Source organism: Haloechinothrix halophila YIM 93223 (assembly GCF_000504245.1).
In the GTDB taxonomy this organism is placed as follows: domain Bacteria; phylum Actinomycetota; class Actinomycetes; order Mycobacteriales; family Pseudonocardiaceae; genus Haloechinothrix_A; species Haloechinothrix_A halophila.
The window spans coordinates 2853047-2878560 of sequence record NZ_KI632509.1 but is presented as its reverse complement, the minus strand read 5'-3'; the positions used below and the strand labels follow the sequence as shown (position 1 = coordinate 2878560).

At 68.7% G+C, this 25514-nt stretch carries 22 protein-coding genes; 7 read left to right on the top strand and 15 right to left on the bottom strand.

Annotated features, from left to right (window positions below; genetic code table 11):
* Positions 1–31: 31 nt before the first annotated feature.
* The 10 genes from AMYHA_RS13150 to AMYHA_RS13100 form a co-directional block, all read right to left on the bottom strand.
* On the bottom strand, positions 32–1003 hold the full coding sequence (locus AMYHA_RS13150) for a PDR/VanB family oxidoreductase (protein ID WP_034271400.1): 972 nt from the start codon (positions 1001–1003) through the stop codon (positions 32–34).
* Between the two features lie 21 nt (positions 1004–1024).
* Positions 1025–1249 carry a hypothetical protein gene (locus AMYHA_RS13145; protein ID WP_034271397.1) on the bottom strand — a complete coding sequence of 75 codons (225 nt, stop codon included), beginning with the start codon at positions 1247–1249 and terminating at the stop codon, positions 1025–1027.
* Positions 1246–2301, bottom strand: a complete 1056-nt coding sequence (locus tag AMYHA_RS13140) for an aromatic ring-hydroxylating dioxygenase subunit alpha (RefSeq protein ID WP_034271395.1) — start codon at positions 2299–2301, stop codon at positions 1246–1248. Before AMYHA_RS13140 ends, AMYHA_RS13145 begins: the two co-directional genes overlap by 4 nt.
* Before the next feature lie 33 nt (positions 2302–2334).
* Complete coding sequence (locus AMYHA_RS13135; protein ID WP_034271392.1) at positions 2335–3681, bottom strand: MFS transporter; 1347 nt, start codon at positions 3679–3681, stop codon at positions 2335–2337.
* 245 nt (positions 3682–3926) lie between these two features.
* Positions 3927–4700, bottom strand: a complete 774-nt coding sequence (locus tag AMYHA_RS13125; protein ID WP_051399844.1) for an IclR family transcriptional regulator — start codon at positions 4698–4700, stop codon at positions 3927–3929.
* A gap of 73 nt (positions 4701–4773) precedes the next feature.
* A complete protein-coding gene (locus AMYHA_RS13120; protein ID WP_034271388.1) occupies positions 4774–6027 on the bottom strand; it encodes an NAD(P)/FAD-dependent oxidoreductase in 1254 nt (417 codons plus the stop codon).
* Positions 6024–6347, bottom strand: a complete 324-nt coding sequence (locus AMYHA_RS13115; protein ID WP_034271386.1) for a 2Fe-2S iron-sulfur cluster-binding protein — start codon at positions 6345–6347, stop codon at positions 6024–6026. The genes AMYHA_RS13120 and AMYHA_RS13115 overlap by 4 nt, the downstream gene beginning before the upstream one ends.
* Before the next feature lie 32 nt (positions 6348–6379).
* Entirely contained in the window at positions 6380–7564 is a 1185-nt protein-coding gene (locus AMYHA_RS13110; protein ID WP_034271383.1) for a cytochrome P450, read from the bottom strand.
* A gap of 117 nt (positions 7565–7681) precedes the next feature.
* Entirely contained in the window at positions 7682–8608 is a 927-nt protein-coding gene (locus tag AMYHA_RS13105) for a LysR family transcriptional regulator (protein WP_034271380.1), read from the bottom strand.
* Between the two features lie 182 nt (positions 8609–8790).
* Entirely contained in the window at positions 8791–8973 is a 183-nt protein-coding gene (locus tag AMYHA_RS13100; protein ID WP_034271377.1) for a hypothetical protein, read from the bottom strand.
* 98 nt (positions 8974–9071) lie between these two features.
* Between AMYHA_RS13100 and AMYHA_RS13095 the strand changes: the two genes are divergently transcribed.
* The 6 genes from AMYHA_RS13095 to AMYHA_RS13070 are packed head-to-tail and all read left to right on the top strand — an operon-like array spanning position 9072 to position 16074.
* The gene (locus AMYHA_RS13095) at positions 9072–10517 is read left to right on the top strand and encodes an aldehyde dehydrogenase family protein (protein WP_407919887.1); all 1446 of its coding nucleotides are present in this window, start codon (positions 9072–9074) and stop codon (positions 10515–10517) included.
* A 2-nt stretch (positions 10518–10519) separates the two neighbouring features.
* The gene (locus AMYHA_RS13090; RefSeq protein WP_051399843.1) at positions 10520–11833 is read left to right on the top strand and encodes an aminotransferase family protein; all 1314 of its coding nucleotides are present in this window, start codon (positions 10520–10522) and stop codon (positions 11831–11833) included.
* Positions 11830–13197, top strand: coding sequence for an aspartate aminotransferase family protein (locus tag AMYHA_RS13085; RefSeq protein WP_034271374.1), 1368 nt, complete (start codon positions 11830–11832; stop codon positions 13195–13197). Before AMYHA_RS13090 ends, AMYHA_RS13085 begins: the two co-directional genes overlap by 4 nt.
* Positions 13194–14024: an SDR family NAD(P)-dependent oxidoreductase gene (locus AMYHA_RS13080; protein ID WP_051399842.1), complete on the top strand. Its 831-nt coding sequence runs from the start codon at positions 13194–13196 to the stop codon at positions 14022–14024. The genes AMYHA_RS13085 and AMYHA_RS13080 overlap by 4 nt, the downstream gene beginning before the upstream one ends.
* A complete protein-coding gene (locus AMYHA_RS13075) occupies positions 14024–14845 on the top strand; it encodes an SDR family NAD(P)-dependent oxidoreductase (RefSeq protein WP_051399841.1) in 822 nt (273 codons plus the stop codon). The genes AMYHA_RS13080 and AMYHA_RS13075 overlap by 1 nt, the downstream gene beginning before the upstream one ends.
* Positions 14842–16074 carry an MFS transporter gene (locus AMYHA_RS13070; RefSeq protein ID WP_084037175.1) on the top strand — a complete coding sequence of 411 codons (1233 nt, stop codon included), beginning with the start codon at positions 14842–14844 and terminating at the stop codon, positions 16072–16074. Before AMYHA_RS13075 ends, AMYHA_RS13070 begins: the two co-directional genes overlap by 4 nt.
* An 18-nt stretch (positions 16075–16092) precedes the next feature.
* On the opposite strand, the gene hpaD is transcribed toward AMYHA_RS13070, so the two are convergent.
* From hpaD to AMYHA_RS13045, 5 genes are read right to left on the bottom strand one after another with little or no spacing between them, the layout of a single operon-like run.
* Positions 16093–17139 carry a 3,4-dihydroxyphenylacetate 2,3-dioxygenase gene (hpaD, locus tag AMYHA_RS13065; protein ID WP_034271369.1) on the bottom strand — a complete coding sequence of 349 codons (1047 nt, stop codon included), beginning with the start codon at positions 17137–17139 and terminating at the stop codon, positions 16093–16095.
* Entirely contained in the window at positions 17136–18638 is a 1503-nt protein-coding gene (gene hpaE / locus AMYHA_RS13060) for a 5-carboxymethyl-2-hydroxymuconate semialdehyde dehydrogenase (protein WP_034271366.1), read from the bottom strand. Before hpaE ends, hpaD begins: the two co-directional genes overlap by 4 nt.
* A gap of 10 nt (positions 18639–18648) precedes the next feature.
* The gene (gene dapA, locus AMYHA_RS13055) at positions 18649–19575 is read right to left on the bottom strand and encodes a 4-hydroxy-tetrahydrodipicolinate synthase (protein WP_034271363.1); all 927 of its coding nucleotides are present in this window, start codon (positions 19573–19575) and stop codon (positions 18649–18651) included.
* Positions 19572–21047: a fumarylacetoacetate hydrolase family protein gene (locus tag AMYHA_RS13050; protein WP_084037173.1), complete on the bottom strand. Its 1476-nt coding sequence runs from the start codon at positions 21045–21047 to the stop codon at positions 19572–19574. The genes dapA and AMYHA_RS13050 overlap by 4 nt, the downstream gene beginning before the upstream one ends.
* Positions 21048–21057: 10 nt before the next feature.
* Positions 21058–21894, bottom strand: a complete 837-nt coding sequence (locus AMYHA_RS13045; RefSeq protein WP_034271360.1) for an MBL fold metallo-hydrolase — start codon at positions 21892–21894, stop codon at positions 21058–21060.
* Between the two features lie 186 nt (positions 21895–22080).
* On the opposite strand from AMYHA_RS13045, the gene AMYHA_RS13040 reads away from it, so the two are divergent.
* Positions 22081–25470 (top strand): NAD-glutamate dehydrogenase domain-containing protein, encoded by a 3390-nt coding sequence (locus AMYHA_RS13040; protein WP_051399839.1) that lies wholly within the window; start codon positions 22081–22083, stop codon positions 25468–25470.
* Positions 25471–25514 lie beyond the last annotated feature (44 nt).

The window sequence follows — 25514 nt, the reverse complement described above, 5'->3', positions numbered from 1 at the left end:
CTGGGTTCGCTCATGATGTGGCGGCCGCGGGTTACAGGTCGAGGACCAGCCGGTCCGAGCACGAGCGGGACACGCAGATCATCATGGTGTCGTTGGCCGCCTGTTCGTCCGCGGTGAGCACGGAGTCGCGGTGGTCGGGGATCCCGTCGAGCACGGGTGTCTCGCAGGTGCCGCAGGTGCCTTCCTGGCAGGAGAACAGCACCGGGACCCGGGATTCCTCGACCACGTCGAGGATGGACCGGTCAGCGGGAACCGTCAGCGTCGTGCCGGACTGTGCGAGCTCGATCTCGAACGCGTCCCTGGGGCCGTCGTCCACACCGGCCTTGGGGCTGAACCGCTCGACGTGCAGGGTGCCCTCCGGCCACGTGACGCAGTGCTCTTCCACTGCTTGCAGCAACGGTTCGGGCCCGCAGCAATAGATCGCGGTGTCGTGCGCGTTCTCGCCGGGCTCGGCCAGCAAGCCGGGCAGGTCGAGCAGGCCTGCCTCGTCCTGCGGGTGGATGCGGACGTGCTCGGGGTATTCGGCTTCGAGCCGCGTGCGGAAAGCCATCGACCGGCGGGTGCGTCCACCGTAGAGCAGTTGCCAGTCCGCCCCGCTTCCGGCGACCTCGGCGATCATCGGCAGGATGGGGGTGATTCCGATGCCGCCCGCGATGAACAGGTACCGCTTGGCGTCAACGAGGGCGAAGTGGTTGCGTGGCCCCCGAATGCGGATCCGCTGCCCTTCGGTGAGCCGGTCGTGCACGTGCTGGGAGCCACCGCGGCTCGCGGGTTCGCGCAGCACCGCGACCCGAAGCGTGGTGGTATCGCCCGGATCTCCGCACAGCGAGTACTGCCGTACCAGGTCGTCGGTGAGCACCAGGTCGAGGTGTGCTCCTGGCTCCCAGGTCGGTAGCGGGTGTCCGTCGGGGTGGCGCAGGGTCAGCTCCACGACGCCGTCAGCGACGGTTTCCTTACGATCCAGCACGACGTCGAGTTCGTGCTCGGTGGATGGTGATGTCATCGGTGGTCCGTTCGGCTTGACCTAGTGGAGTGCCCCGGAGCTGATGGCCCGGTCCGGTGCGGGCGGGTCCGGGGCCGCTATCTGCTGGTCGTGTCCGTCGGGATGGGCGAGCAGCCACTCCCACAGCTCGACCGGGTCATCGAACTCGCGTACGGCGGAGCAGTGACACACCGCGCGCAGCCGGTCGGTGCCCAGTACCCAATGGATGCGGTAGACGCGGTCGCCGGTGAGCATGGGCAGGTTCATGATGCGGCGACCGGGGTGGTGGCGTCGTCGATCATGCGCTTGAGCATGCGCCTGGCGGCGAGCCCGCCGGTGTCGATGTTGATCGACAGCTCCTGATAGCGCTCCGGTTCGCCGGCGACGACCTGCTCCAGGACGTCGAGGGCCTCGACGTCCTGCAGCACGACGGTGCGGTTGCTTTCGGCGAGGAAGTCCGTGACCTCGTCGTCGTCGAGGGCGAAGTCGCGCGCGACGGCCCAGAAGTCGTGCGTGCTGTGCTCGGTCTCGGGGGTGATCGCGTAGACGACCTCGACGTGGAAGGCGTCCGGGTCGGTGCCGTCGTCGTTGGGCAGCACTCCGACCGGGGCGATGCGGGAATGCAGCTTGTACAGGCACGGTGGGGTGTACTCGATGTCTTGCCAGCGGCTGATCCGCCCGGACAGCCCGGTGGACTTCGCGTAGAACGGTGGGCATTCCGCGTCGTCCATGTGCCTGCTGACGTAGACGATGCCCGCGTCGTCATCGACCTCGGTGGTGATCGGTGTGCTGGCGACCTCAGGGGTGCCGATGTAGCCGCCGTGCAGATAGGTCTCGTGAGAAAGGTCGAGTAGGTTGTCCACGAGCAGGCCGAAGCGGGCGGCCAGCGGCTCCATTCCGGACACCGTGGTGTAGTTCGGCGAGTCCAGCCACGGGGCACGCGGGATGCGGGTGGCGTCGGCTCGGTCAGGGTCGCCGATCCAGACCCAGACGAAGGAGTCCTGTTCCACGACCGGATACCGGGTCAGCCGGGCGGTGCGAGGCACCCGGGTCTGGCCTGGGACCGCGACGCAGCGGCCATCTGTGCCGTAGGTGAAGCCGTGGTAGCCGCAGATGACCTGGTCGTCCACGAGGCGGCTGGGGGCTTGCGACAGCGGGAAACGGCGGTGCACGCACCGATCGGCCATCGCGGTGACCTCGCCGGTGGCGGTGCGCCAGAACAGGATGGGTTCGTCGCAGATGGTGCGGGAGAACAACTCGTTGCCGATCTCACGGCCGTAGGCGGCGACGTACCACTGGTTGCGGGGGATGGCGGTCATGGTGGGTCTCCTCTCTTGAGGGTCGAGTTCCTGTCAGTTCGACGTCGGCGCGGGTTCCAGTTCTGGCTCGGGTGCTTGCGCCTGGGTCTGGGTGCGGAGCAGCGTCAACGCGGCCGCGGTACCGACGAAGATCACGCCTGCCGCGAGGTAGAGCTGCTGCGGGCTCCAGCCGAAGTCGAGCAGGGCGCCTGCCGCGGCCGGTGCCAAGATCGCCCCGGCCCTGCCGACGGCCAGCGCGGTGCCGACCCCGGTGGTGCGCACGGTGGGGTCATAGATGGTGGGGGTCAGTGCGTACAGGCCCGCGACGCAGCCGTTGACGAACAGGCCGATGACCACGCCGAGTGCGAACGCCACTCCGAGCGCCGATGTGGATGCGATGAACACCGCGAGCAGCACGGCGGTGGCGACCAGGTAGCCGATCAGCACATTGCGCAGCGCGAACCGCGCGGCGAGCAGCCCAAGCAGGGCGGCGCCTGCCATGCCACCGAAGTTGAGCAGCGTGCCAGCGGTGATGCCCTGGGCATTGGAAAGGCCAGCCTCCACCAGCAGGGTGGGTGTCCAGCTGGTGACGAAGTAGAAGCCTGCCATCACGCAGAAGAACGCCACCCACAACAACACCGTCGCCCGCCGCAGCCGCGGCCCGAGCAGGCTGCGATACCCGGCCACGACCCCGCTGGTGCTCACGGCAGGCTCGGGCAGCCGCTCCAGGGCAGGCAGGCCGAGCCGGGCGGCCAGGGCGTTGGCGCGCTCGAGCGCGCGGGCGGGTTGGCGTGTCAGCAGGAAGTCAAGCGACTCGGGCAGCCGCGCCCACACCAGCGGGATGGACAGCGCGGTGGCGATGCCGCCGACCAGAAATACCGACCGCCAGCCGTAGTCGCCGATGAGCACCGCCGCGAACAGCCCACCCAGGGTGGCGCCCATCGCGTAGCCGGTGGAGTTCAGGCTCACCGCCAGCCCGCGCCACCGGTTCGACGCGTACTCGGCCGCGATGACGTTGCTGCTGGCCAAGATGCCGCCGATGCCGATCCCAGTGATCACGCGCAGCACGCCGAGCTGCGCGGCCGACTGGCTCATCGACGACAGCACCATCGCGGCGCTGGCCACCGCGAGGCATCCCAGGATGATCGGGCGCCTGCCGATACGGTCCGCCCATGGCGCCACCAGCATCGAGCCGGCGGCCATCCCGACCAGCCCCGCCGATAGCAGCAGCCCGAGCTGGGAACCGGACAACCCCCACTCGGTGGCCACCGACTTGCCGGTGAAGGCCATCACAAGCACATCAAACCCGTCGAGCATGTTGAGCAGCACGCACACCGCCACGGCGCTCCACTGGAAGCGGGTCATCGGGCCGTCTGCGAGCGCGGTGCGTAGCGCGCTCATCGGAGCGTCTCCGTGATCGGTTGCGGGCGCATGGATAGAACTCCCTTGTTCGTTGGATGGTCGTGTCGCGACGATGTGCCGGACTTGACAGCCCGGTCAGCTCTCTTCTGTCGGTGATCCGGCCGTTCGTGAGGCGCCTGATTCGCGTCCGTCCGGTGCCGACAATGGTGTGGTTCGTCACGACGACGGCGCAGCAGCCCTTCCGGATGCCGGAAGACAAATCGCGGCTCGGGATGCCGTGAGGGTCAGGCGGGTCCAGAGACGGCGCGGGAGATAGAGCGGGCGCTGGTACGCACCAGCGGCGCCAGGGCGTGCGGTGATGCCGTGCCGTGGTGCACCACCAGGGAGACCGCGGCGATGACCTGGCCCCGGCTGTCGTAGATGGGGGCGCCGACCGACACGGCGTCCATCGTCACCTGCCGGTCGCTGATCGAGAAGCCGTTCGTGCGGACGTCGGCGAGCATGCGCCGCAACTGACGAGGATCGGTGACGGTGCGTTCGGTGAATCGTTCGATCGGGCCCGCCAGCACCTCGTCCTGCACTTCGGGCGAAGCATGGGCGAGCAGGACCAACCCGACACCTGTGGCGGTGAGTGCGAAGCGTCCACCGACCCGGGTGAGTACCGGAACCGCTCTGGTGCCCGCGATGCGCTCGACGTAGACAACCTCGGTGCCCTCACGCACCGCGAGCTGCACATTCTCCCGGGTGATCTGGGACAGGTCCTCCAGAAACGGCAACGCACGCTCCCGAAGGCCCAGGCCTCGCGGGGCTAGCGATCCCACCTCCCACAGCCGCAGCCCGACGCGATAACGCCCGTCATCGCCCCGTTCGATCGCGCCCCAGGCGACCAGCTCACCGATCAGTCGATGCACTGTCGACAGTGGCAGGCCGGACTGCCGCGACACCTCGCTCAACGTCATCACGGGATGCTGCGCGGTGAAGGCACCCAAGATCTCCAGCGCACGCGCAAGCACCGGCCCTGGGCCGGAGTGCGTGTTCCGTCCGCGCGCTGCCGCCACAGCCGTCACCGTAGCCCACCGGTGTTGGCGGAGGGGAGGTCGCTGACGTGCGGCGATTGGCGCGGATTCGTCGCTATGCGGCAACACCTGGTATCGCTGAAGCGAAGGACTTGAGGTCGAAGCCTGGTCGTGCGGCATCGGACGGGCTCGGCGTGCGGCCGGAGCAGAGCAGTCGCCGAGCGGCCATGTGGTCGCTCGGTCGGTTCACCGATTCGACCGCGACCAGCTGATCGTCTCGGAACGCGAGTACCGAGAAGCGGCCGTCATCGGGTTCGCCGAGCAGGTGAAGCCGGTTGTGGTGGCACGTCAGCCCGGCGATCTGCAGCTTGAGTCCTTTCTGGTCACTCCAGAACCAGGGGAGCTCGCGGTACGCGGCAAGCTTTCCGGTGGTGATCTGGCGCGCCACGTGGCTGGCCTGATCGGAGGCGTTCTGCACGGACTCCAGCCTCGTCAGCGTTTGAGTATGGACGTTGGGAAAGCGTGCGCAGTCCCCGATCGCGTACACCTGCGGGTCTGTCGTGCGCAGTGAGCTGTCGACGAGGACGCCGTCGTCGCTGGCTAGTCCGGCGCCCTCGGCGAGTTCGGTGTTGGGCAGGACGCCGACGCCGACTACGACGAGATCGGCCGGATGGGTGCGACCCTCGGTGTCTCGTACCGCGCTGACCCGGCCAGCTTTGCCGACGAACTCGGCTGCTGCGGTTCGCAACTCGATGTTGACGCCCCGGTTGGTGTGGGCGGCGGCGAAGAACGACGATACCGTGCCGGTGACCGCCCGACCCATTACCCGTTCGGTCGCCTCGAGCAGCACCACCTCGTTGCCCGCTGCCACGGCGGAAGCGGCCAGCTCCAGCCCGATGAAGCCGCCACCGATGATCACGACCCGACGGGAGCCGATCAGCTGTGTGCGGAGCCGACGGGCATCGGCCACCCCGCGGAGCGGGGTCACACCGTCCAGGTCCTCGCCGGGGATGCCGAGGCGCCGGGGCCGCGCTCCGGTGGCGAGCACCAGGTGATCCCAGTGGTACTCGGTGCCGTTGGCGATGCGCACGCGTCGCCGGGAGCGGTCGATCTCCAGCACCCGTTCGCCGATCAGCAGGTTGATGTCGTTGTCCCGGTAGTAGGCCTCCGGCCGCAACCGCAGGGCATCCTCGCCTTTCTGGTCGAGCAGGAAGGATTTGGACAGCGGCGGCCGTTGGTACGGCAGCTCGGGTTCGTCGCCGACCAGCACGATCCGGCCGGGGTAGCCATCCCGGCGGAGTGATGCGGCGACTTGGGTTCCGGCCTGGCCGCACCCGACGATGACCGTAGTGCCTGCCGACGCCGTCACGTTTGGCCCCTGGGAACTCGAACGACCAGGCCATCCAGCTGACCGGTGACCACGAGCTGGCAGCTCAGTCGGCTCCCGTCCTGGCGGGAAGCGGCCGTGCAGTCGAGCATTTCGTCCTCGTCGACGCTGATCTCGGGCAATCGATTCTGATCGTCGGTATCGGTGTAGACGTGGCAGGTCGCGCACATCGCATTGCCGCCGCACTCGGCGACGATCCCGGCAATCCCCGCTGCTGCCGCGGCCTGCATCACGCTGCTGCCTTCGGCCACGTCGAGCGTGTCCTGCCTGCCATCGGGTTGGACATAGACGATCTTGGGCATGAGTTGGCCTTTCTTCGGTCGCAGGAGGGTGGTCAGCGGTCCCAGCGGACCGGCAGGTTGAGCAGTCCGCGGAACACCCATCCGCCCCATCGGGCGGGTTCGGTATCGGAGAGTCGCAGGCCTGACAACCGGCGGAACAGCGTCGGCAGGGAGACGGCGCCGACCTGCGCGCGGGCGGCCCACGTACCGAGGCAGAAATGGGGCCCGCCGCCGAAGGCGAGGTGTGTGCGGTCGGCGCGATTGATGTCGAAGGTGTCGGGATCGTCGAACACCGCTTCGTCGCGGTTGGCCGAGCCGAGCACGACCCCGAGCCGGGCGCCTGCCGGCAGCGTGGTGCCGCCAAGCTCTGTCTCGCTGGTTGTCTGCCGCGGATACATGCCGATCGGCGCTACCCAGCGCACCGCCTCCTCGAAGACGTCCTTGAACCGGGTGCGATCGGCTTCGACCTGTGCCCGCTGTTCCGGGTGCGTCAGGAGGGCGTAGGTGCCGGCCGTGGTCGCATCCCGTGGTTCGTTGAGCCCGCCCCCAATGAACATCTTGACGTTGTTACGAATCTCTTCCGGCGACAGCGGATCCGCGGCGTGCAGCATCGCGGAGATCACCGACTCGTCCGGATGGGCGCGCAGGTACGTAATCGCCGTGTCGACGGCTTCGTCCACGCTGGCGGCGGCCGCTTCGGAGCGCTGCCACACGACCGGATCGTCGCCGTAGTTGCCGGTCCCGTCCATCATCGCCTGCGACCAGGTCTGCAGGTCGGTGGCGGAAACGTCGCGCAAGCCCAGCACGGCTGCCAGCGACAGTGCTGCCATAGGACCGGCGAACTCGCCGAACAGGTCGGCCTCGCCGCGGTCGTAGAAGCCGTCGATCAGGTCGTCGGCGATCCGCTGGAAGAGAGGGGTCCAGTGCTGTTTGACCATGCGCGGCCGGAGCGCGGGTTCACCGGCTTTGCGTTCCCGCAGATGTTCGGGCCCGTCCTTGCGAAGCATGGTCTTGCCCATGACGCGGATCATCAGCGAGTCCCGTTCGGCCGCGCTGAAGACCTCCGGGTGTTTCTCGAGGTAGTTGATGTCGGCGTGCCGAGTGACCAGGTACCGGTTGGCGGCGGGAACCCAGGCAACTGGCTGGGTTTCTCGCAGCGTCCGGTAGATGGGGTAGGGGTCGTCCCAGAGATCCTGCAGACGGATCGTGCTCGCGAAGTCCTCGGTGATGGCAGCCATGGTTCGCCTTTCGCTGTTGAGTCGACGGCGGAGCCGCCGTTAGCTCCTGCGGTCCACGGTGACGCCTCGGGAACCATTCGAAAAGCACAGGTTTTCGGCCAAATACCTCAGAAAAACTCAGGTAACGTCCTGGAACGTCTCCAGGCAGAACCGCTTGAACTCCAGCGAGCGCCGGGTCAGCCGGGTGTGTCGCGGCCAGGTCAGTAACACCGCGGCTTCGTAGTCGGGCAACTCGGCGATGTCCTTCTGGACCACCGGCAGCCCCTCGTAGGTGCGCTGGTTGGCGGGCCGTTGAATCAGCATCGCGTACCCCAGGCCACGACCGACGAGGGCCCGAGCGGTTTCGAAGCTGCTGGTGCGGTGCCGCACCAGCGGCTTGACCCCCGCGTCTTCGCACAGCCGGAGCGTGTGGTGCGAGCTCGGTGGTGCGTCCAGCAGCACCATCGGCTCGCCGGCCAGATCGTGCAGCGCGACGACGGGCTCGGCCGCGAGCCGGTGGTCGGCGGGCAGCAGGATGTGGGGCCGTCGCCGGTACAGCACGACCTGGTCGATGTCGGGTAGCACCTCCATGTCGTAGAGCACCGCGAGGTCGAGTTTGCCGTCCAGCAGGAGTCGTTGCAGCGCGTCTTGGGTGCCTTCCTCGAAATCGATGACTACCCGGGGATGTCGCTCGCCGAAGCCATGCAAGAGTCGTGGCAGCACCGTTGGTGCGAGTGTCAGGTAGCAGCCGAGCGCCAATCGGCCGACGAGCTCGTCTTCGTTGCTCGCCCCGTCTGTTTCAAGTTCGCCTGCTTGCCGCAGTAGCGCTCGTGCCTGTCGTAACACCTGCGCGCCCGTAGGGGTCAGCGTGATGCCGTGCGCCTTGCGCCGCACGCACAGCTGCACCTTGAGTGTGCGCTCCAGCTCGTTGAGCGCCAGCGACACCGCCGACTGGGACACGTGCAGCTCGTCCGCGGCGGCGCTGATCGTTCCCGTCTCTGCCGTGGCGACGAAGTACCAGAGCTGGCGAAGCGAGAAGCTCGGAAGCTTGCTCAGTTTTTCCACGGTGTCTTCCCATGCTTCTGTTCTTTATCTGAGGTTACATCGGGTTCACCGTGAACGGCACAGACGGCGACTGCAGCAGGTTCGACGGGCTCCGCTACACGCACCCGGAACTGTTTGGATGTCACCAATCGTGTGGCCATGATCCTCGCGACAGCATCGAGCTGACGACACGCACCCTGAGCTCAGCTGTCGCGGACGGCCGGCGCTGAGGCCGCGGCGAGGTAGCGGGCGCCGATGTGGATGTCGCGGATTGCCTCGTTGAAGATCGTCACTACCCGGAGATCCTCGTCCCGGTGTCGTGCGATCACGTCACGAAGCAACTCGGTCGCCCGCTCCAATTGTTCGCGGTCTTCTTGACTCACCATCTTCGCTCACCTCTTACCCGAGCCTTTACTTCGCACAGCGCACGTCCTATGCTCGATGTAGGCAACAGATGTTGCGTACATAGTAACAGGAGCTGCCAGTGGATACCATCCCCTTTCTTTGTGGCGATACCTGGTGCCGCGCGGCGTCCGGAGCGACGTTCGACAGCCGTGATCCAGCGACCGGCGAGGTCCTCGCGGTCGTACCCGATGGGGGCAGCGACGACATCGATGCCGCTGTCCGCGCCGCGCGTGACGCACTGGAGGACGCACGGTGGGCTCGTATCTCACCTGCTGAGCGGGCGCGTCTGCTCTGGCGAATCGCCGAGTTGATCGAGGACCGGGCCGATGAGCTCGCTGAGTTGGAGTCGCGCGATCAGGGGCAGCCGCTGGCGCTGGCACGCGGCGTCAGTGTCGGGGGAGCCGCCGAGCACTTCCGCTACTTCGCGGGTTGGTGTACCAAACTGGATGGCCGGGTGCCCGCACATTCCCGGCCGGATGCGCTGAACTACACCAAGCGCGTCCCGGTCGGCGTCTGTGGCCTCATCACGCCGTGGAACTTTCCGCTTCTCATCGCAGCGTGGAAGCTTGCCCCCGCCCTGGCCTGCGGCAACACTGTCGTGCTCAAACCTGCCGAGCAGACACCGCTAACGGCGCTGCGACTCGCGGGCCTCTTCCACGAGGCGGGCTTTCCGCCCGGCGTGGTCAACGTCGTCACCGGTGGACCGGAGGCAGGGAGGGCGCTCGTCGAGCACGATGGCGTCGACAAGGTCTCGTTCACCGGTTCCACCGAGGTCGGGCGCAGCATCGTGCGGGCATCGGCGGGCAACCTCAAGCGGCTTTCACTGGAACTCGGCGGCAAAGCGGCAAGTGTGATCACAGCGGATTCCGATATCGAAGCCGCCGTGGCCGGAAACCTGCGCAGCGCGACCCAGAATTCCGGCCAGGTGTGCGCGGCGTCCGCACGCTTCTACGTGGCGCGGGCCCGCTACTCCGAGTTCACCGATCGGCTGGCCACGGCCGCCGAGAACATCCGGCTCGGGCCCGGCCTTGACCCGGGCACCCAGATGGGCCCGCTCGTCGGCGAAGAGCATCTGTCCTCTGTGGACTCCTACGTGCGGAGCGGAATCGAGCAGGGAGCGTCACTTGTCACCGGGGGAGCCAGAGGTGACGGTCCGCTCGCGCGTGGCAGCTTCTATCAGCCAACCGTGTTCGCCGACGCCGACGATGAGATGCGGATAGCCAGGGAGGAGATCTTTGGTCCCGTGCTCACGGTGATGCCGTTCGACGACATCGATGAGGCAGCGACTCGCGTGAACGACTCGCAGTACGGCTTGGCCGCGTCGGTGTGGACCCGCGATCTGGCCACCGCGCATCGGCTAGCGGAGCGGATCAACGCGGGGTGCGTGCGGGTCAACATGGTCGCGGGCATCGATCCAGCGGTGCCGTGGGGCGGTGTGAAGGCCAGCGGCTGGGGCCGCGAGATGGGGGCGGAAGCGATCGAAGACTACACCGAGGTCAAGAGCGTGTGGATTGGGCTGGAGTGAGCATGACCGAAACGACGAGCGGCGCATCCGTCGGGTACAGCGCCGAGGAGCTGCGCGAGCTGGACCTGGCGCACGTGCTGCATCCGCACGCCACGGTCGGCCGGGCGCCCGAACCGTTCATCGTGGACAGTGCGCAGGGTGCCCTGCTGCGCGACGTCCACGGCAACACCTACATTGACGGTACCTGCGGGTTGTGGCAGTGCGCCGTTGGCCACGGCCGTGCCGAACTTGCCGAGGTCGCCGCCGAGCAGATGCGCAAGCTGGAGTTCTACGCATCGTTCTGGCACTTCTCGAACCCGCCCGCGATTGAGCTCGCGACACGGCTGACGGAGCTCGCGCCGTCCGGTATGGACACGGTGTTCTTCACCAACGGTGGGTCCGAGGGCATCGAGACCGCGGTCAAGCTGGTGCGGCTGGCCTGGTACGCGCAAGGGCAGCCGGAGCGTACGGTGATCCTGTCCCGGCAAGGCGCCTACCATGGCGTCGGTTCGGCGTCGCTGGCAGCGACCGGGCTTCCCGCGTTCCACCAGGGTTTCGGGCCACTCACGCCGGGCTTCGTGCACCTGAGCAAGCCGCATGGCAAGCGGCTGGCCGGCGATAAGGCCGACGCGACCGACGTGCTCGTCGACGAGCTGGAGCGCACCATCGCCGAGATCGGGCCGGAGCGGATCGCGGCGTTCGTCGGGGAGCCGCTGCTGGGGGTGGGCGGGATGGTGCCGCCGCCCGCTGGCTACTGGGAGCGGGTGCAGCAGGTGCTGCGCAAGCACGGGATCCTGCTCATCGCCGACGAGATCGTCACGGCGTTCGGCAGGCTCGGGTACTGGTTCGGCTGCGAGCGGTACGGCATCGAGCCCGATGTCGTGGTGACCGCGAAGGGGCTGTCCAGCGGTTATGTGCCAATGGGCGCGGTGCTGATCGATAATGGCGTGAAGGGCATGCTGGACGGCACTCCATTCCGGCACGGATTCACCTACAACGGTCACCCCGTCGGCGCGGCCGTCTCGCTGGCCAATATCGAGCTGATCGAGTCCGAGGGCTTGCTGGAGCGGGCCAGGACGCTGGGGGCGCGGATTCTCGCCGGGTTGCGGCTGCTGGAGGCCGACGACGCGGTGTTCGAGGTGCGCGGTGAGGGCATGGCTTTCGGCGTCGAGCTCAACGTCGACGACGCCACGCCGGTCGCCGACGCTGCTCGTGACGAGGGCGTGCTGGTGCGAGCGGCCGGGTCGACCATCGTGATGTCGCCGCCGCTGGTGCTCACCGACGCACAGGCCGACGCGCTCGTCGCCGGGGTCACCAAGGCGGTGCGGTCGCTATGACCTCTGGACACGGCATCGATCCGGCCCGCGTGGACGCACTGCTCGAGGCCGAGACCGCCCGGTTCGAGCAGTGTCACCCGCTTTCGCGGCAGCTCAACGAGCGCGCGCGTGCGTCCATGCCGCGCGGCGTCCCGCTGCACTGGATGGCGAACTGGCCGAGCCCGTACCCGGTCTATCTGGCCGAGGCCACCGGCACGACGCTGACCGACGTCGACGGCAACAGCTACGCCGACTTCTGCCTCGGTGACACCGGCGCGATGTTCGGCCACGCCAACCCCGTGGTCGCCGAAGCGGTGCGAGAGCAGGTGCTGCGCGGCAGCACCACCATGCTGCCCACCGAGGACGTGATCGCGGTCGGCGAGCAGCTGACGCGCCGATTCGGCCTGCCGTACTGGCAGCTGGCGACCTCGGCAACCGATGCCAACCGGTTCGCGATCCGCATCGCGCGGATCGCGACGGGCCGCGACAAGGTGTTGGTGTTCAACGGCAAATATCACGGTTCGGTCGACGAGACGCAGGTGGCACTGCGGGACGGGCGGATGGTGCCACAACCGGGTGTCGCGCCCAACGCCGTCGACCTCGATCACACCACCAAGGTCGTGGAGTTCAATGACGTCCCGGCGCTCGAACAAGCCCTGGCCGGCGAGGACGTGGCGTGTGTGCTCGCCGAGCCGGTGATGACCAACGTCGGCGTAGTGCCCGCCGAGCCGGGATACCACGACGCGCTGCGCGAGCTCACCCGACGTACCGGCACGCTGCTGCTCATCGACGAGACACACACCATCTCCACCGGCCCAGGTGGCTACACCCGCGCGCACGGCCTTGATCCGGACCTGTTCGTGCTCGGCAAGTCGATCGCGGGCGGTGTCCCCGCCGCGGTGTACGGCATGACCGAGCGGGTCGCCGAGGTCTTTCTGCGCTACACCGCCAAGGACGACTACCGGATCAGCCACGCGGGTTTCGGTGGCACGCTGGTGGGCAACGCGCTCACCCTGCGCGCCATGCGCACCACGCTGGAGCAGGTGATGACCGACGATGCCTACCGGCACATGGCGGCACTCGCCGAGCGATTCGACGCCGGAGTCGCCGAGGTCATCGACCAGCACCGCCTGCCGTGGCACGTCACCCGCCTCGGCGCGCGGGTCGAGTACCTGTTCAGCCCCCGCGCACCCCGCGACGGCGGGGAAGCCAAACGCTTCCGGGTGCCGCGCCTGGAAGCGGCCATCCATCTGTACCTGCTCAACCGGGGCGTGCTGCTGACCCCGTTCCACAACATGGCGCTGATGTGCCCAGCCACCACCGAGCCCGATGTGGATATACATAGTGCGGTGTTCGCCGAGTGCGTGAAGGAGCTGGTGTCATGAAGCCCACCGCACTGGTCACCGGATGCTCCACCGGCATCGGCCTGCACACCGCCCTCACCCTGGCGCGCAACGGCTACCGCGTCTTCGCCGGAGTCCGGGCACCGGAGCGCGCCGATGAGCTGCGCGACGCGGCGGCAGGGCTCGAGCTGAGCGTACTTCGCCTCGACGTCACCGACCCGGAGTCAGTGGCGGTCGCCGTCGCCGCGGCGGAACCGGTGGACGTGGTCGTCAACAACGCGGGTATCGGCATGTTCGGAGCGGTGGAGACGATCTCCGACGCCGAGCTGCGGCTGGTGTTCGATACGAACTTCTTCGGGGCACTTGCTGTCATCCGCGCCGCGCTGCCCGGTATGCGCCAGCGCCGCCGTGGCGTCGTCGTCACCATCGGCTCGGTCGACGCCCGCCTGCCGGGCAGGCCGATGACATGGGCCTACGCCGCCAGCAAGCACGCCGTCGGGGTAGCGAGCGAAGCGCTCGCGCTCGAAGTCGAGCCGTTCGGGATCCGGGTACGGCAGCTCGATCCTGGCTTCTTCGCCACCAGCATCCGCGAGAACCGGCGGCAGCGGGAGAACGGGAACCTGGACGGGCCATACGCCCGGCTGCGGGAGGCTATGGAGTCGACGGTGGCGTCCAGCGTCGCGGAGGCGGGCGATCCGCAGGTGGTAGCCAACGCGGTTCTCGGCGCCATCGCGGACGATCGCGTCTTTCCGGTGCGGCGCCTCGTCGGTGGTGACGCCGAAGCCGCGGTCGCCGCCGAGCGCGATCGGGACGAAGCGACCTCGGCTACGCGGTGGAAGCACGCCATCGGCCTGGAAGAGGAGTTTTGATGAGTGATCAGGAGATGGCTGGCCGGGTCGCGCTGGTGACGGGGGCGGCATCCGGGATCGGCCGGGCGAGTGCGCTGGCATTCGCGCGGCGAGGTGCCGTCGTGGTCGTCGCCGACCTGGACCTTGCCGGGGCTGAGGACACCGTCGCGCTGGTCGAGGATGCCGGTGGCGCCGCGGTGGCACAGCGGGTCGACGTCGCCGACGAGGACCAGGTCGGTACGTTGATCAGTGGCATCGACGCGAACCACGGCAGGCTCGATTACGCGCTGAACAACGCGGGCATCTCGGGTGCCGCCGGCCCGATCGCAGGCATGCGCAAGGCGGACTGGGACACCACCATCGCGGTCAACATGACCAGTGTGTTCCTGTGTCTGCGCGCCGAGCTCGAGTTGATGTCGCGGCAGGGTCACGGCGCGGTGGTCAACACCGCATCGGTCGCGGGCATCACCGGCAACGCGACTCTGGGTGCCTACGCCGCCGCCAAGGCGGGTGTGGTCGGGCTGACCAAGGTCGCCGCGATCGAGCAAGCGCCGTACGGGATCCGGGTGAACGCGGTAGCGCCCGGGTTTACCGTCACCGGCATGACCGAGAAGTCGATGGCGGACAACCCGGAGTGGGCGGCGGCCGCACTGGCCGCCGAACCGGTCGGCCGTGCGGCCACGCCGGAGGAGATCGCCGAGGCCGCGGTGTGGCTGTGCTCCGACGCGGCATCGTATGTGGTCGGGCACGTGCTCGTGGTGGACGGCGGCATTACCGTCGGCAGAAGGCCGCCGGACGCCTCACCGGTCGCCGGGGCAGACGCGGTGCTCGCACGCGAATGACCCGAGCCACGCCCGCTCGGCAATGCGAGCGGGACACAGCGCCCGCGTCAACCCGCTGGGCGACGGTGTTCGTGCTGATGGGCGCCGGAGTGGTTGCCGCTCTGCAGATCGGCAAGGCGCCCGGCGCGTTACCGGTGATTCGGGAAGACCTGGGGCTCTCGCTGCTGGTGTCCGGGTTCGTCATCTCTGGTTTCAATCTGGTCGGCGCGCTGCTTGGGGTGGTTCTCGGGGCTAGCACCGACATCGTCGGGCACCGGGCGTCCGCGGTGGGCGGATTGGTCGCGATCGCGTTGGCCAGTGCGGGCGGCGCGGCGGCGGTCGGCGCCGTGCCGCTGCTGCTCGCGCGATTCGCCGAAGGCTTCGCCTTCATGGTGGTGGTGCTGGCGGTGCCCGGGCTGCTCGCCCGGGTCGTCACGCAGGCGGACAGCGGTCTCGTGATGGGGTCGTGGACGGCGTACATGCCCGCGGGGACCGCGCTGATGCTGCTGGCGACCTCGCCACTGATCGGTCTGCTCGGCTGGCGGGGCCTGTGGCTGACCGCGGGCGGGTGCGCGCTCGTCTGGGCCGTGGCGGTGGCGGTCAGCACCCGGGGCCTCGGTCACGTACGGCCGGTACGCCGCGCCCGGATCGGCCCGTCGCTGCGCACAGTGGTCTCGGCCCCCGGCCCAGTGGTCCTCGGGTTGGCATTCGCTGCCTACGCGGCGCAGATCCTGGCGGTGCTCGGGTTCCTGCCCACCCTGCTGGTGGAGGAGGAGCGCGTCGGCGTCGGGCTCGCTGCCGTACTCACCGCGATAGCGTTCGCGGTCAACGCACCCGGCAATGTGCTCGGCGGGCTGTTGCAGCACCGCGGGGTCGCGCGCTGGCGGCTGATCGTCTGGCCGAGCGTGGTCATGGCCGTCGCCGCGGCAGGTGTCTACGCGGAGGTGCTGCCGCTGCCCGCACGGTATGCGGCGTGCCTGCTCATGTCGTTCGCGGGCGGGCTGCTGCCGTCCGCGGTGCTGGGTGCGGTACCGGCGGTGGCTCCGACGCCCCGGCTGGTCGGAGCCACCGCGGGCGTCGCCATGCAGGGCGCCAACCTCGGGCAGTTGATCGGCCCGCCGGTGGTGGCCGTCATCGCCGGGATCGCCGGTGGGTGGCAGTTCACCCCGGTAGCCACCGCGCTGCTCGCGGCCGCAGCGGCAAGCTGCGGCCTTGTCCTGCGCGGGACCGTCGCGACCCGCGAACTGTGACGCGCTGGATGAGCTGGCTCACGCCTGGTGGCCGAGCTTGTACCCCTCCCGCTCGGTACCGTTGTCGAGGACACCGAAGCCGTCGGCGCCGACCGCGGCGGCGGCTTCACGTACCGGTGGGGTGGTGATCGGGACGGGGTTGCCGTCGAGGTCGAGTACCGGCGATGCCTCCTTGTACCAGGAGTCAACAACTTGGTGGCCCCAGAACGAGCGCCTGCGGTTGTCGCGGACGTCCCAGCGGATGGTGGGGTTGTCGGGGTCGCCGGTGTAGTAGTCGCTGGTGTAGATCTCGATGCGGTGCCCGTCGGGGTCGCGCAGGTAGAGATAGAAGGCGTTGGACACGCCGTGCCTGCCGGGTCCGCGTTCGATGTGGTGCTCGACGCCCAGGGCGCCGAGCACGTCGCAGGTGTGCAGGATCTGGTGGCGTTCGTGGGTGGCGAAGGCGATGTGGTGCAGGCGCGGCCCGTCGCCGCCGGTGACCGCGATGTCGTGCACGGTTGGTTTGCGGTACAGCCAGGCGGCGTAGATGTTGTCTTCGTCGTCCTCGATGGTTTCCGACACACCGAAACCGAGGCGGGTGTAGTGGGCATGGCCCGCTTTGACGTCGGGAACCATGATGTTGAAGTGGTCGAGGCGGGAGATCGCGTTGGCCGGTTGCCGGTGGTAGTGCTGGGTGAACCGCTCCCGGTGTTCGGCGTGGTGAAAGAACTCGACGGGGAAGCCGAGTGGGTCCTGCACCCGCACAGCCTCGCCGATGCCACGGGTGGTGCCCGCTGGCACCCGGCGGGTGGGCACACCGAGTTCGGTGAAGTACCGGTAGGCGACCTCGACCTGCTCGGGTCCCCGTACCCGATAAGCCAGGCCGCGCAGCGCGGGCGTGCTGCCCGCGCGGAGCACGAGGCTGTGGTGCAGGTACTCCTCGAAGGCGCGCAGGTAGAGCGCGTCGGGTTCCTCGGCGGTGACCACGAGTCCGAGCACGTCGACGTAGAACCAGCGCGCCGCCGCGAGGTCGGTGACGATGAGCTCGGCGTAGCCGGAGCGGATCACGTCGGGCGGTGCGGTCATCTGCGTTCCTCCTTGCCTGCGCCGAAACGCGGGGTGTGCACGTCGCCGAGCGCGACGTGCACGATGTGTTCGTTGGTGTAGAAGTCGATACTGCGGTGTCCGCCCTCGTGGCCGACGCCGCTGGCCTTGACGCCGCCAAAGGGGGTGCGCAGGTCGCGGATGTTGTGTGAGTTGAGCCAGACCATCCCGGCCTCGATCGACCCGGCGACGCGGTGGCCACGGTGCAGGTCATTGGTCCACACGTATCCGGCCAAGCCATACTTCACGTCGTTGGCGAGCGCGATGGCCTCGTCGTCGGTGTCGAACGGCGTGAGCGCGGCGACGGGGCCGAAGATCTCCTGCTGGAAGATCGTCGCGTCGGGTGCGACGTCGGCGAACACCGTGGGGGCGAGGTAGTTGCCCTCCGGCAGGTGATGCGGCCTGCCGCCGCCGGCCAGCAGCCTGGCTTCGCGTTTACCGGCTTCGACGTAGCCGAGGACGCGTTCGTAGTGTTCGGGGTGGACCAGTGCGCCGACCTCGGTAGCGGGGTCGTGCGGGGGGCCGACGACGATGTCGCTGGCGCGTTCGGCGTAGCGGCCGCAGAATTCCTCGTAGATCGCGCGCTGGACGAGGATGCGGGAACCCGCGGTGCACCGTTCGCCGTTGAGGGAGAACACGCCGAACAGGGTGGAGTCGATAGCGGCGTCGAGGTCGGCGTCGGCGAAGACGATCGCCGGGGACTTGCCGCCCAGCTCCATGGACAGCTCCTTGAGGTGCGCCGCGGCGCTGCGCATGATCGTCTGCCCGGTTGTGGTTTCGCCGGTGAACGAGATCAGCGGCACGTCGGGGTGCTCGACAAGGGCCTGTCCCGCCTGCTCGCCAATCCCGTTGACCAGGTTGAACACCCCGCGCGGCAGGCCGGCGGCTTCGAAGATGCCCGCCCACAGGCTCGCCGAGGCCGGGGTGAACTCGGCGGGTTTGAGCACCACAGGGCAGCCTGCGGCCAGGGCGGGGGCGAGCTTCCAGCTCTCCAGCATGAACGGGGTGTTCCACGGAGTGATCAGCCCGGCGACGCCGACCGGTTTGCGCAGGACATAGTTCAGCTGCGTGCCGGGCACCGAGTAGGCGTCCTCGTTCATCGCGACGATCAGGTCGGCGAAGAACCGGAAGTTCTCCGCGGCCCTGCGGGCCTGGCCTTTCGCCTGAGTGATCGGCAAGCCGGTGTCGAAGCTTTCCAGCTCGGCCAGCCGGTCCTCGGCGGCCTCGACGGCGTCGGCGACCCGGTACAGCACCCGTGCTCGCTCGCGGGCCTTCATCCTCGGCCAGGCGCCGTCGGTGAACGCCTCGCGGGCGGCGGCGACCGCACGGTCGATGTCGGCGGCGTGGCCGGCGGCGGCGGTGGCGTAGGGCTTGTTCGACACCGGATCGAGCACGTCGAAGGTGTCGCCGGAGATGCTGTCGACGTGCTCGCCGTCGATGTAGTGGGAGATGCGTTGGGGCAGCTCAGCAGGAAGGGTCATGATCGCTCCGTCATGGCTCGATGGGGGAGAACAGGTCCTCGGCGCCGGCCAGCAGCTGCTTGACGCGCGCCTGGCCGGTCTCGGTCAGCGGGATCAGCGGCGGGCGGACGAACGCTGAGGCGATGAGCCCGCGCTGGGCGAGCACCCACTTCACCGCGGCCGGGTTGGTCTCGGTGAAGACGACGTCCACCAGCGGATGCAACCGGTAGTGCAGCTCGCGAGCCCGGGTGTGCTCGCCTGCCACGTAGGCCGCATACATCTCGGCGACAGCGGCTGGCGCGAGGTTGGCCACCGCGCTGACGAACCCCACCCCGCCCAGCGCGAGTAGTGGCAGGCACAGTAGCTCGATACCGGACCACACCAGCAGTTCAGGACCGCAGGCGTGCAGCACTCGGGAGAAGTGCTCGAAGTCCTTGGTGGTCTCCTTGATCCCGACGATGTTGTCGAAATCGCGGAAGAGCCGGGCGACCGTGTCGGGCGCGACGTCCACCGCGGTGCGGGACGGCACGTTGTAGATCACCAGCGGCAGGTCCGGGTACTCGCGGGCAACGGTGGCGTACCAGGAGTACAGCGCCTCCTGGGTGGGGCGCGCGTAGTACGGGGTGATGATCAGGGCGGCGTCCGCCCCGGCCTCGGCGGCGATGCCGGTCAGCTCCAGCGTCTCGTCGAGCTTGGCTGAGCCGGTGCCGGGCAGGAACGGCACCCGATCGGCGACCTCGGCGGCCGCCACCCGGATCGCGTCGGCGCGCTCAGTCACCGTCTGCGCACTCGGCTCACCGGTCGACCCGCCGAGCGAGATCCCGTGCGACCCGTTGGCCAGCTGCCACCGGATAAGCCCGCGCAGGCTGTCGAAGTCCACCTCAGCAGCATCGGTGAACGGTGTGATCACGGGGGCGATCGAGCCCGCGATCTGCTGTGGATCACTGCGGAACCTCAACGGGTACCTCCCAATCCTTCGGCCTGCAGCCATTCCTGATAGGCGGTCTGCCACTCGCCGGACAGTGGGTACAGTCCCTCGATGCCGTGACCGTCGCGTACGCGCTCGGCGACGAAGGTTTCCTGGCGTTCCTGCTCCATCGCATCCTCGGCGACAGCCGCGGCCAGCTCCGGTGGGATCACCAGGACACCGTCGTCGCCGCCAACGACGACGTCACCAGGCAGGACCGTCGTCCCGCCGCAGCCGATCACGACATCGGTTTCCCACGGCACGTGCCTGCGCCCGAGAACAGCCGGGTGGCGCCCGCCGTGGAAGATCGGGAGCTCGAACTCGGTGACCGCGGCGCTGTCTCGCAATCCACCGTCGGTGACGATCGCGGCCGCGCCGCGCACCTGCGCCCGCAATGCCAGGATGTCACCGATCGTGCCCGAGCTGGCATCACCGCGGGCCTCCATCACCAGGACCTCACCGGAACCGATCGACTCGATCGCCTGCTTCTGCGCGTTGAACCCCGTCCCGTAACGGTCGAACAGGTCCTCGCGCAGTGGGACGAAGCGCAAAGTGCGTGCCCTGGCCGCGAACGTGCTTCCTGGCCGGACCGGATGCACGCCGTCGATATGCACGTTGTTGAGCCCGCGCTTGCGTAGTTGTGCGGACAACGTCGCCACGCCGACGCTGGCCAGGTGGGCGAGCAGATCGTCGTCCACCGCGGGCGCCGCGGGCGCCGCGTCGGGTCGTCCGGTGCCGTAGGCGTCGGCCCGGAGCGCCTCATCGACCTTCGGCGGGGCGCCGATGGCGGGCAGTCGCGGACCTTTGACCACGCTGGTACGGAGCTTTCCGGTACTGGTGGACCGCTCCGGGTCCACGCTGTCCACCTCGACCTCAATCACGTGCCCCGGCTCAGCGACCGAGGCTCCGGCCGGCGTACCGGTGAGGATCACATCGCCGGGCTCCAAGGTGGACAGCCGGGAGAGGTCGGCGACCAGTTCGGCGAAGGAGAACAGCACGGTGTCGGTGGTGTCGGACTGGACGAGTGTGCCGTCCAGCCAGGTGCGGACCCGCAGGCCACGGGGATCCAGGTCGGCCGCGGGCAGGAAGGCTGGCCCGATCGGGGTGAACCCGTCGCCGCTCTTGGCGCGTAGGTTGGAGCCGCGGTCGGCGTAGCGCAGATCGTAAAGACCAAGATCATTCGCCGCGCTCACCCAACCGACGTGCTGCCACGCGACCGCCGGGTCGACCTGGAACGCGGGGGAGCCGATGACCAAGGCGATCTCCCCCTCGAAGCCCAGCAACTCGGTGCCGTCCGGGCGGGCGACCTCGTTGCCCGCGGCGAGGGATGTGGTCGCCTTGAGGAAGTAGGACGGGTAAGCGGGGGTGGTACCGCGCTGGTCCGCGCGGCTCGGATAGTTCAGGTGCACCGCGATGACCTTGCCGGGAGTAAGCCCGAGTTCCGTGGTGACGGGATTGATCACACTGGCCTCCTCAGATCTCCTGCAGGTCGTGGCCGACGACCACACGCCCGCGGTAGCCCTTCTCGGCCTCGCGCCGCCAGGTCTCGTCGTCCACCGAGCCGTCGGAGGGCGTCAGATGCGACAGGACCAGTACCGGAACCCCCGCCCGCTCGGCCACCTCGCCCACCTCATCGGAGTAGGTGTGGCTGGCCAGCAGGTGCTCGCGGACCCGGGTGCCGTTGTGTGTGGCCAGCATCGCGTCGATAGCGGGTACGTGCATGGTCTCGTGGACCAGCACGTCCGCGCCGCGGGCCAACGTGACCAGGTTGTCGCACGGCCGAGTGTCCCCGGAAACCACGATCGACCTCTCCGCCGAGTCGATGCGGTAACCGAACGCGGGATGTACGGGTGGATGGTCGACCAGCGTCGAGGTGACGGTGACGTGCTCGTCGCGGTAGACCACGCCTCCCTCGTTGATCTCGTTGACCTCGACAAGGCCGGGCAGCGGTTCGCGGCCCTCGTCGTCGACCCTGAGGTCGATGTCATAGCGGTGGGCGTCGAACAACTGCTTGACCATCGCGCCAAGCGGTGCTGGCCCGTAGATGCGCACCGGCGGCCTCAGTCCGGACCAGCCGAGCAGCATCAGGGTGCCGACATCGGCGTTGTGATCGGAGTGGTTGTGGGTAATGAATACCGCGCGAATGGCGGAGAACGGGATACCAGCCCGCGCCAACTGGTGGGCGACCCCGTTACCGCAGTCGAAGACGTAAGCGGCTCCGTCGACCATCACGACCTGCGATGGGGCGAAGCGGCTGCCGCGCGGCGTCGGGCCGCCCGCCGTACCGAGGAGTACGAGCTTGGTCGTCACGGAGACCTCCAGTCGAGTAGATACCTGCGCGACCAATTGCATCGCGATCGAATGGACAGCACAAAGACCAGTTTTCGAGGTATTGAATAGATGCTGTCTATCGCTCACCCTCGCTCAGCAGCACGAGCACGGTTCTTCGGGTTTAGACTCGAGGGGCCCTTACCGGCTCCGGGTGGAGGGATCGCGATGGCTGTGCTCGCGACGCAGACCTGGTTGGACGAGTTCCGCGCCGGGCTGGTTGACCGCCACGGTCCACCAGCGGCCAAGCGGCTGTTCGCCCGATATGCCGACGGGTTCTCGGCCGGCTTCACTGAGGACCACCAGCCGGGTCTCGCGGTCGCCTGCGTCGCGGCGCTTGAGGACTACCTCGAGCAGACTTCGCCACTGCTACGGCTGATCAGGGCGCGCGCGACCGAAAGCGGGGAGCCCGACGATGATGCCAGGCTGGTGCTGGTGTGGGCCAGTCCGGCCCCAGCGCTGCTGGCCGACGTCTTCCCGGTGCTGGAGAACTTCGGCCTGCGCATCGCCGCGCACCGCTCGTTTGACGTGCGTCCCCTTGACGCGCGAGCGATGGCGCTCGAGGAGTTCCGGCTGGTACCTCGCGATGTCGCGCTGCTCAGCGATCCGGCGGTGGCCGCGCTCGCCGCCGCGGCGTTCACCGCGGTGTGGGAAGGTGCGGCGGACGACGACGGCTTCAACCAGCTCGTGCTCAAGGCGAGGCTGAGCTGGCGCGAGGTCGGCGTGCTACGCGCCGCGTATGCCTACCTCCGGCAGGCGGGCACCACCTTCGGGCAGGCCTACGCGCAGCGCACGCTGGTGGCCCACCCGCGGGTTGCCCAGTTGCTCGTCGCGCTGTTCCACGCGCGCTTCACCCCCGGAATGGCTGCCGCTGCCGCCGAGACAGCCAGGGAGGCGGTGGAACGGGCGCTGGACGAGGTGGACACGCTCAGCGAGGACCGCATGCTGCGCGCGCTGCTCGACGTGCTCACCAGTGTCGTGCGCACCAACTACTACCAGCGAGACCCCGACGGTGACCCGAAACCGTGGCTGGTGCTCAAGCTGGCGCCGGAGAGGCTGGTACTGCTGCCGCAACCGCGGCCCGCGGTGGAGACCTTCGTGTACTCGCCCCGGGTGGAGGGTCTGCATCTGCGTGTTGCCAGGGTGGCCCGTGGCGGCATCCGGTGGTCGGACCGGCCGGAGGACTTCCGCACCGAGGTCCTCGGCTTGATGAAGGCACAGCGGGTGAAGAACGCGGTGATCGTGCCGCACGGCGCCAAGGGCGCGTTCGTGGTGAAGCGGCCTCCCTCGCAGGCCGATGCCGCTGAACTGGGCGCGGAGGTGCGGGCCTGCTACGCGATGTTCATCCGTGGTCTGCTCGATGTCACCGACAACCGGGTCGCGGGCGATGTGGTTTCGCCGCCGGACGTGGTCTGCCACGACGGGGCGGACTCCTACCTGGTGGTAGCCGCAGACAAAGGCACAGCCACGTTCTCCGACCTGGCGAACTCGATCGCCGCCGAGTACGGCTTCTGGCTCTCCGACGCCTTCGCCTCCGGCGGTGCGACCGGCTACGACCACAAGGCGCTCGGTATCACCGCTCGTGGCGTGTGGGAGTCGGTGCGCAGGCACTCCGGCGAGCTGGGCATCGACCCGGCGCGCGACGAGTTCACGGTGGCGGGTATCGGGGACATGGCAGGGGACGTCTTCGGCAACGGCATGCTGGCCAGCGACCGCATCCGGCTGGTCGCCGCGTTCGACCACCGGCACATCTTCCTCGATCCCGACCCCGATCCCGCGACCTCGTACGCCGAGCGCAGACGGCTGTTCGAGCTGCCACGCTCGTCCTGGGACGACTACGACGCCACGGTGATCTCACCTGGTGGTGGGGTCTTCCGCAGGTCGGCCAAGTCAGTGCCGCTGTCCCCGCAGGTGCGTACGGCGCTGGGCGTCACAGCGGACCAGCTACCGGCGGACGAGTTGATCAAGGCGATCCTGCGGGCGCCGGTCGACCTGCTGTTCAACGGCGGCATCGGCACTTACATCAAGGCCGCCGATGAGCTGCACGTCCAGGTGGGTGACCGCGCCAACGATGGCGTGCGGATCGACGCCGCGCAGCTGCGCGCGCGGGTGGTGGCAGAAGGTGGCAACCTCGGCCTCACTCAGCCGGCGCGGATCGAGTACGCGCTCGCGGGCGGGCGCGTGAACACCGACTTCATCGACAACTCGGCCGGGGTGGACACCTCCGACCGCGAGGTCAACATCAAGATCCTGCTGGACGCGGCGGTCGCGGCAGGCAGGCTGAACCGGCAGCAGCGCGACCGGCTGCTCGCCGATGTCGCCGACGAGGTCGCGGCGCTGGTTCTCGCGGGCAACTATGCGCAGGCCCAGGCGATCAGTGTCACCGAGACCCTCGGCGGGCTCACCCTCGACCGGCATACCCAGGTGATGCGGCAGGTCGAGGCGGAGGGCCTGCTCGACAGGGAACTGGAGTTCCTGCCCGACGACGAGACGCTCGCGCAGCGGCAGGCCGCGGGGCTAGGGCTGACCCGGCCGGAGATCGCGGTGGTGCTGGCGGTGAGCAAGAACGAGGTCAAGCGGCGGTTGCTCGACTCCGACGTACCGGACGACCCCTCCAGCGCCGCCTCGGTGGCCGGTTACCTGCCGCCCCGGCTGCGCGACGAGTTCGCCGAGGAGATCGGCACGCATCCGCTGCGCCGCGAGATCGCCACGACCGCGCTGGTCAACGAGCTGTTCAACCATATGGGTTCCGGCCTGCTGCTGCGACTCATGCAGCTGACGGGGGAGCCAGAGCGTCGCGCCGTGTTCGGATACGTCGCCGCCCGCGACCTGCTCGGCCTGCCCGAGCTGTGGGCGGCCATCGACCGGCTCGACGTCGCTACGCACGCGGACGTGCAGGTCCGCGCCCTGATCGAGATCCGCCGCGTCGTCGAGCAGGTCGGGCTGTGGCTGCTGCGCCATCGCGGCCGGGTGTATCCGGCCGATGAGATACGGCGGCTGCGGCCGGGGGTCGAGCTGCTCGGCAGGCGGCTGCCGGTACTGCTGCAACACGGCCAGTACGACGAGTTGGAGCGGCGCATCACCGAGCTCGTCGACGCCGGCGCGCCTGCCGACCTAGCGGAGTCGGTCGCGCTGCTGCGGGTGCAGGCGATCAGCCTCGACGTCGTCGAGCTGGCCGGATCGGCAGGCCGCGACCTCGAATGGCTGGCGGCGGTGTACTTCGCCCTCGGCGAATGGCTGGACCTGCGGTGGCTGCGCGGCCAGACTGCCGAGTTGGCCACCGACGACCACTGGAGCATCCTCGGCAAGGCTTCGCTGCGTGGCGAGTTGGCCACGGTGCAACGGCGGCTGACCATGGCGGTGATGGCCGGCGCCGAACACTCGGTCGCGCCCGAGCAGGCCACGCACGAGTGGTTGCGGCGCAATGCGGACCGGCTGGCGTTGCACCGGCAGACGATCGACGAGCTCCGCGCAGCGCCCGCGGTGGATGTGCCGATGGTGGCGGTGGCGCTGGAAGGGCTGCGCAACCTGGTCAGAACCGGTGCAGACGAGGTCTGAACGGACCCAGCCATGAACCGGCCGAGCACGCTCGATGTGCCGTG